The following is a 6920-nucleotide window of genomic DNA, read 5'->3' as shown; positions in this document are numbered from 1 at the left end:
CTCTTGCATATCCAGACCTTTTGCCTGCACCTTTGCCAACTGGGTTTCCATAAAATATCCTTTGAAAACGCAACAGTAAAAAACCATTTTCTGTCCCCTTTTTTAAAGGTAATGGGAGTAATTACGAATTATTAATTCCGAATTACGAATTGGGAATTGCGCATAGCATGAATACATAAAGCGAAAAGCGGCTACACCATCGAAGTGTAGCCGCTTTTCGCTTTATGTATAATTTTATTCGACTCGGAACTCGTAATTGGGAATTCGGAACTATTTAACCCCCTGCTCCGGGAACTTGCCGACTTTGGTGCGGTAAAAAGCATGAATTTCCTCCAGGTCGGCGTCTATGTCTCCTGAGGGATATATGGTGGGCCCGATGCCTGCTTCCTTCCTGGCATAGTCGAGGTAGCCGAGCACGATGGGTACACCAGCGCCTAAGGCCACATGGTAAAAGCCCTTGCGCCAGCGAGGCTGGTACTTGCGTGTCCCCTCCGGCGTCACCATCACGCACATGTCGCCTGGTGTATCCTTAATGATGCGCACCATGGCGTCCACCATCTTGGTGTTTTTAGATCGGTCTACGGGCAGGGCGCCCATCTTGCGGATAAGAGAACCGAGAATGGGGTAGCTGAAAAACTCTTTCTTAATGGTAATGCGAATTGGGGCATCCATCAGGTAAAAGGCGGCGCGGGCATATATAAAATCCCAGTTGCTGGTATGAGGTGCCGCGATCATTACACAGCGGCGGTTGTCGGGTGATAAATTACCAACGAGTTTCCAACCAGATACTTTAAAGATAGCTTTAGATAAGAGTTTTGCAAACATGTAGTGTAGCGTGTATGTGACTGCAATCAGCCGCAATTCAAGCCACATAAATACGCACAATTATTATCTTTTACAAGCCTGGCTTTAGGGTATGGGCTTTCCAGCGAAGGATACAGGTCTGAACGCAAAAGCCAGGCAACGGGTATAGTTCTCATCTTCGAAGAGCTAGCATGCTTATTTTCACGCCCTCTGGCGCAAGCGTCCGCTTGTGCCTCACATGCAATCCAACCTGCCGCAAATAGCAGCACAAGCGGACGCTTGCGCCAGTGTTTGTAGCCTCCAAAAGCACGAAGTTCCGGTGTAGCCACACAGGCAACATGGCTTAAGTGAGATGCCACAGGCTACCTTTCTGTTTTCATGCTCAAGCATGTGCATCAGGAAAATGTTACCGGAAACACGGTATAGGTCACGTGCCTCTATCAGTTGTTCACTAAATTGAGGATATGGCGTTGCATGTGCTTGGTGTAGGTATACCCCACCTGAAAGATCTCGTCTGCCTTCCTGAAGTTGGTGAGGCGGTAATAGCGCAGCTCCTGTGGCTCCAGCAAAAGGTCGCAGAAAGGGAGGCGCAGCTTGATGTTGTTGTTGATGGCAAGCAGCACTGTGCGCTCCACCATTCCCCGCAGGCTTGTGATATTTGCCTGGTGGTTGATGGGGTTCACGTGTACCCCTATTTTAATGTCGCAGTTGTTGTAGAGTTGATCTACCGGCAGGTTATTGAGCAGCCCCCCGTCGTTCAGGAGCTTGCCGTTAAACTCAATGGGTTTGTAGAGGATCGGCACTGCCGAGCTGGCCAAGAGTGGTTTGATGAGCTCTCCGGTAGAAAAGTACATGTTCACCCCCTCGTTCATCTCAGTCGTGCCGATTACCACCGGGATGCGGAGGTCTTCAAAGCAGGCATGCTCGCCGAGGTATTTCTTATAAAGCTTCTCGATCTCCTCCATGTGCATCAGGCCCACGCTGCCAAACACGGGCCGCATCACCTTAAAGACACTGAGCTCTTTGATCATCACCAGGATTTCGTCCGGCGTAAACCCGGAGGCATACAGCACGCCAGCTATTGCCCCGGAGCTAACCCCGGATATCATACTAATCTGGATTCCCATCTCATCGAGGGCCTTCAAAACACCCAGATGGGCAATGCCCCGGGCTCCGCCACCCGACAATGCTATACCGACGCGCATACTAAAGAGCCGCCAGTTTGAAGGTGTCTGCGAGCCGTACGCCTTTTTCCGTCTGGGTAACGGTACAGCATTCGTGTTCCGGATCGTGCTCCAGCATCAGCACATACTGTTCTTCCGCAGCCTTTGCAAGAAAAGCCGCCTTCTCGTCTAAGGTCAGGAGCGGGCGCGTGTCGTAACTCATCACAAAGGGCAACGGGATATGGCCTACGGAAGGCAGCAGGTCGGCCATGTAGGCCAATGTTCTCCCCTTATACGGTATGAGCGGCACCATCATTTTATCAGTGTGACCGTTGGCATAAAAAATCTCGAATTGCGGAAAAGGCGAAGGCTTGTCAGGATCGATAAACTGCAGGTAGCCGCTTTCCTGCATAGGCAGCAGGTTCTCTTTCAGGAATGAGGCTTTTTCGCGAGCGTTAGGCTTTGTGGCCCACTCCCAATGCGCCGCATTAGACCAGTAGGTAGCATTCGGGAAAGTCAGTTCGGGCTGTGTGGTGCCGTTTTTATACCGTACACCGCCCCCGCAATGGTCGAAGTGCAGGTGAGTCAGAAACATGTCCGTTACGTCTTCGGGCGCAAAACCAGCTGCCTTTAGCGATTTTTGCAGCGAAGCCTCGCCGTGCAGATAGTAATGGCTAAGGAACCTGGCATCCTGCTTGTCGCCAATCCCGTTGTCTATCAAAATCAGCCGGTCTCCATCCTCAATCAGCAGACAGCGCATCGCCCAGGTACACAGGTTATTTTCGTCGGCAGGATTAGTGCGCTGCCAGAGCGTCTTCGGCACAACGCCGAACATGGCCCCACCATCAAGCTTAAAAAAACCGGTATCGATTACGTGTAGCTGCATATAGTGAGTTAAAATTTGGGAATTTAGCGAGGTAGAAATTTATAAAGACGCATGATGTAACCAGAACGTAATTAACTCAAGTTGCGATGTACATTATTTCACCGATTCGCTCCCATAAAAGATTTATACCTCAACAGAGGGAAGTGTAGGCCTTACAAGAAGATTCTCCTCCTCGGAAAGGTTAGGGGTTGGTTCTGTTCAGCAAAAAAATGAGTAAATTGTAACTTCGCTATAAAGCAATTCTATTTCTGTCCCCCTTTGAAGGGGGTTAGGGGGATGACACTCCCTGCGGACAATCACCTGTAAGACATTTTAATAGTTATATCCCACCAAGTAAGAGCCAGAAAGGTGCTTCCGTCCGCCTCTCATCCCCCTGCCCCCTTTGAAGGTAGGGCCGTTAAGTTCTAATGAAAATTGTCCCCTTGAGGGGACCGCAGGGGTGTAAAGCCAGCAAAAAGTACTTTTCGCAAAGAGTAAACACCCCTCTAACTCCCCTCAAGGGGAGAATTGTTATTTTGGTGTTTTGAAACTTTACGTAAAGGCACACTACCAACTCTTAGAACTTAACACCCCTACCCCCAAGGGGGACTTTTACGAACTGCGCTGCTCCTTTGCTTAACGTCTGATTAAGATGAGTTTCAAACTAAGTCGGAACAAGCTAGTCCTAGCCTCACCTTTTAACTCCATCTACCCCCCTATCACAACGCCCATTTGGGAGAATTTCTCAATACGCTGCATAATGCGCTCTTCCGAGTCCAATTGCTCCAGTTCATCCAGCAGCTTTACGATCTCCTTTTTGAGTGTGCGCATCATCTTCTCAGGTGCCAGGTGCGCGCCGCCAAGGGGTTCTTTGATAATGCCATCGATCAGCTTGTTCTGCAGCATGTCGTTGGCGGTGAGTTTCAGAGCCTCGGCTGCCTGCTCCTTATAGTTCCAGCTGCGCCAGAGAATAGACGAGCAGGATTCGGGAGAGATAACGGAGTACCAGGTGTTTTCCAGCATCATCACACGGTCGCCGATGGCTATACCCAAGGCACCGCCCGAGGCTCCCTCCCCAATAATAATACAGATAACAGGCACCTTCAGCATAAACATTTCCTTCAGGTTGCGCGCAATCGCCTCTCCCTGTCCGCGCTCTTCCGCCTCCAGTCCCGGAAATGCGCCGGGGGTGTCAATCAGCGTCACAATCGGGCGATTGAATTTCTCGGCCATTTTCATAAGGCGGAGCGCTTTGCGGTATCCTTCGGGGTTGGCCATACCGAAATTGCGCATTTGCCTTTGCTTGGTGTTGCGCCCTTTCTGCTGCCCTATAAACATGATGCTGCGGCCGTCTACTTCGCCGAAACCGCCCACCATGGCCTTATCATCCTTCACGGTGCGGTCGCCGTGCAGCTCCACGAAAGTATCCGTGATGCCGTTGATATAATCCAGGGTATAGGGGCGCTCCGGATGGCGCGAAAGCTGCACGCGCTGCCACCTGGTGAGGTTGGCGTACGTTTCCTTCTTCAGGATCTTAATTTTATCTTCCAGAGCCTTTACTGCCTCCGAAACATCTACCTGGCTTTCCTCGGCCAGTTTTTTCATTTCCTTCAGTTTGCCCTCCAGGGCAGCAATGGGCTGTTCGAAATCTAAAAGCATGGGTTCCTCCTTGTTTAGGATACAAATTTAATATATTCCGGGTATGATGGTCAACAACCTGAAAGTTTCTGCTGCATCAAATTTTTTTTATGTTGTAAATGAATGGCTTAGGCGGCACGGCTAAAAATATAGCCCCAAAAAGAGGACAGGGGCTTGCACAATCAAAAATAACGCTCTACATTTGCATCACTCTAACGAACAGCGCTAGAGAAGAAAGTAACGGTCTGGTAGTTCAGTTGGTTAGAATGCCGCCCTGTCACGGCGGAGGTCGCGAGTTCGAGTCTCGTCCAGACCGCAGGTTATACTGCGGTATACGCATCAAAGAGCAAGAGGCTCTTTCTATTGAATTTATTGGTCTGGTAGTTCAGTTGGTTAGAATGCCGCCCTGTCACGGCGGAGGTCGCGAGTTCGAGTCTCGTCCAGACCGCGAAAGCCTGAAGAGAAATCTTCGGGCTTTTTTGGTTTTATACCTTTTTTAATCCTCCAGATCGCGCGAGCTGCGCATACCTTACTTCATTAGATACTGTGCACCAAGGCTGTTTCTGCAGACAAACAATAAACCCACCCCTGCCCTTCCCAAGAGGGGAATTATGCCGTGTAGGCATAAATTGGAGTACACTAAAACCAACTGCAGGGTATGAATTTATCGAACTCAGATAGCCCTTCCGCTGGTTCGAGCTTGTAGCTCGGACCTTTTCCCTTTTACTGATCCTATACCCCAAAACAAAGGTATAACTACGCGAGCTTACTGTTGCTTAACTCCATACCTCTGAAAGAGAGGGATTCTCTATGGCGCAAGCGTCCGCTTGTGCCTCGCAATGAATCTAATACCGTTATCAAATAGATTCTGCGGATGCGGAAAATTTTATGCAGAATAACCCCACCCCTACGCCTCCCAAAAGGGCCCCTACCCCCACGAGGGGAATTGCACTACTTGAAAAACAAGGCGGTATAACTTCATCAATTGATATCGGTATAATTTAACCCTTGAGCTTCGTACTTTCAACCCCAAACCCAGATTATACCTGCTCATAAAACACAACAGCCTGAAGATTTCTCCTCAGGCTGTTGTGGTATGCTTAAAACCCTTATTACCTACAACCGAGCATCCACCAGATTTCGGTCCAGGCAAGCCTTGGTGTCGAAGATCACGGCGTTGTTCTGCTTGAACTTCTGGAAATCGAAATTCAGGAACTCGTTGTGCGCCACGGCCACGATGATCGCGTCATACATCACCGACGCATCCAACTCGTTCTGGATTTCCAGGTTGTACTCATGGGCCACCTCGGCTGCATCCGCCCAAGGATCATAGATATCCACCTTGATGCCGAACTGCGTCAGCTCGTGGTAAATGTCCACGACGCGGGTGTTGCGCACATCCGGGCAGTTTTCCTTAAACGTGAAGCCCATAATCAGCGCTCTGGAGCCTTTAATCTTGTAATCCTTATTGATCATCAGCTTCACAACCTTATCGGCCACAAACTGGCCCATGTTGTCGTTCACTCGGCGACCAGAGAGGATAACCTCCGGGTGGTAGCCCAGCGACTCGGCTTTATGCGCCAGATAATATGGATCCACACCGATGCAATGCCCACCAACCAAGCCTGGCTTATACTTCAGGAAGTTCCATTTGGTGCCTGCCGCCTCGATCACATCGTTTGTGTCGATGCCAATTTTATCAAAGATCAGCGCCAGTTCATTCACAAAAGAAATGTTCACGTCGCGCTGGGCATTCTCGATGGCTTTGGAAGCCTCTGCCACCTTGATGTTCGGCGCCTTGTGCGTGCCGGCATCTATGATAGAGCGATACAAGTCATCCACGCGCGAGGCGATGGCTGGCGTCGAACCGCTGGTTACTTTCTTGATCTTGGTAAGGGTATTGATCTTGTCACCCGGGTTGATGCGCTCCGGAGAATATCCCGCGAAGAAATCTTTGTTAAACTGCAGTCCAGACAGTCGCTCCAACACCGGCACGCAGTCTTCTTCTGTACAGCCAGGGTACACAGTAGACTCATATATCACGACATCCCCGGATTTAAGCACAGCACCCAGCATTTCGGAAGCCATCAGGAGAGGGCGTAGATCCGGGGCCTTAAACTGATCAATAGGTGTTGGAACAGTTACGATATAGGTGTTATAAGCCTTGAGCTCCTCCACCTGTGCAGAAAACCGGAGGCCTATACCCTGCTTATCCGTTTCGTTTTTGAGGTTCATTACATGCTGAAGGTCGCTGATGCTCGCCTCTTGCGTGCGGTCTCTACCTTCGCTCAGTTCGTTTACCCGCGACTGGTTGATGTCAAACCCAAGCACGTCGTACTTCTTGCCGAACTCAATTGCCAGGGGAAGACCAACATAACCCAACCCAATGATGGCGATACGGGCATTTTCGACGGGGGCACTCTTTCCGTTTTTGTTCATTTTTTGCTTTA

Annotated in this window: 5 protein-coding genes and 2 tRNA genes; 2 read left to right on the top strand and 5 right to left on the bottom strand. The window is 49.9% G+C overall.

Translation table 11 applies throughout. From position 1 onward, the window contains the following. Positions 1 to 270: 270 nt before the first annotated feature. The 4 genes from MKJ04_RS16005 to MKJ04_RS15990 all read right to left on the bottom strand — a co-directional run bounded on the left by MKJ04_RS16005 (position 271) and on the right by MKJ04_RS15990 (position 4491). Positions 271 to 825, bottom strand: coding sequence for a 1-acyl-sn-glycerol-3-phosphate acyltransferase (locus MKJ04_RS16005; RefSeq protein WP_241642659.1), 555 nt, complete (start codon positions 823 to 825; stop codon positions 271 to 273). A 419-nt stretch (positions 826 to 1244) separates the two neighbouring features. Beyond that, positions 1245 to 2009, bottom strand: a complete 765-nt coding sequence (locus MKJ04_RS16000) for a patatin-like phospholipase family protein (RefSeq protein WP_241642658.1) — start codon at positions 2007 to 2009, stop codon at positions 1245 to 1247. A 1-nt stretch (position 2010) separates the two neighbouring features. After that, positions 2011 to 2853: an MBL fold metallo-hydrolase gene (locus MKJ04_RS15995; protein ID WP_241642657.1), complete on the bottom strand. Its 843-nt coding sequence runs from the start codon at positions 2851 to 2853 to the stop codon at positions 2011 to 2013. Between the two features lie 687 nt (positions 2854 to 3540). Further along, on the bottom strand, positions 3541 to 4491 hold the full coding sequence (locus MKJ04_RS15990; RefSeq protein WP_241642656.1) for an acetyl-CoA carboxylase carboxyltransferase subunit alpha: 951 nt from the start codon (positions 4489 to 4491) through the stop codon (positions 3541 to 3543). Between the two features lie 221 nt (positions 4492 to 4712). On the opposite strand from MKJ04_RS15990, the gene MKJ04_RS15985 reads away from it, so the two are divergent. Both MKJ04_RS15985 and MKJ04_RS15980 read left to right on the top strand, forming a co-directional pair. Next, positions 4713 to 4786 (top strand) — tRNA-Asp (locus MKJ04_RS15985). 58 nt (positions 4787 to 4844) lie between these two features. Then, a tRNA-Asp gene (locus MKJ04_RS15980) sits at positions 4845 to 4918 on the top strand. Between the two features lie 668 nt (positions 4919 to 5586). Here MKJ04_RS15980 and MKJ04_RS15975 read toward each other — a convergent pair. Then, positions 5587 to 6909 (bottom strand): nucleotide sugar dehydrogenase, encoded by a 1323-nt coding sequence (locus MKJ04_RS15975; protein ID WP_241642655.1) that lies wholly within the window; start codon positions 6907 to 6909, stop codon positions 5587 to 5589. Positions 6910 to 6920 lie beyond the last annotated feature (11 nt).

Origin of the sequence: Pontibacter sp. E15-1 (assembly GCF_022601975.1) — a bacterium.
In the GTDB taxonomy this organism is placed as follows: domain Bacteria; phylum Bacteroidota; class Bacteroidia; order Cytophagales; family Hymenobacteraceae; genus Pontibacter.
This window is presented reverse-complemented; position numbering and strand designations above follow the sequence as displayed.

Excerpts from the sequence above, each read along its gene's own strand:
- MKJ04_RS16005 (WP_241642659.1), bottom strand. The coding sequence starts at position 825 with ATGTTTGCAAAACTCTTATCTAAAGCTATCTTTAAAGTATCTGGTTGG.
- MKJ04_RS16000 (WP_241642658.1), bottom strand. The coding sequence starts at position 2,009 with ATGCGCGTCGGTATAGCATTGTCGGGTGGCGGAGCCCGGGGCATTGCC.
- MKJ04_RS15995 (WP_241642657.1), bottom strand. The coding sequence starts at position 2,853 with ATGCAGCTACACGTAATCGATACCGGTTTTTTTAAGCTTGATGGTGGG.
- MKJ04_RS15990 (WP_241642656.1), bottom strand. The coding sequence starts at position 4,491 with ATGCTTTTAGATTTCGAACAGCCCATTGCTGCCCTGGAGGGCAAACTG.
- MKJ04_RS15975 (WP_241642655.1), bottom strand. The coding sequence starts at position 6,909 with ATGAACAAAAACGGAAAGAGTGCCCCCGTCGAAAATGCCCGTATCGCC.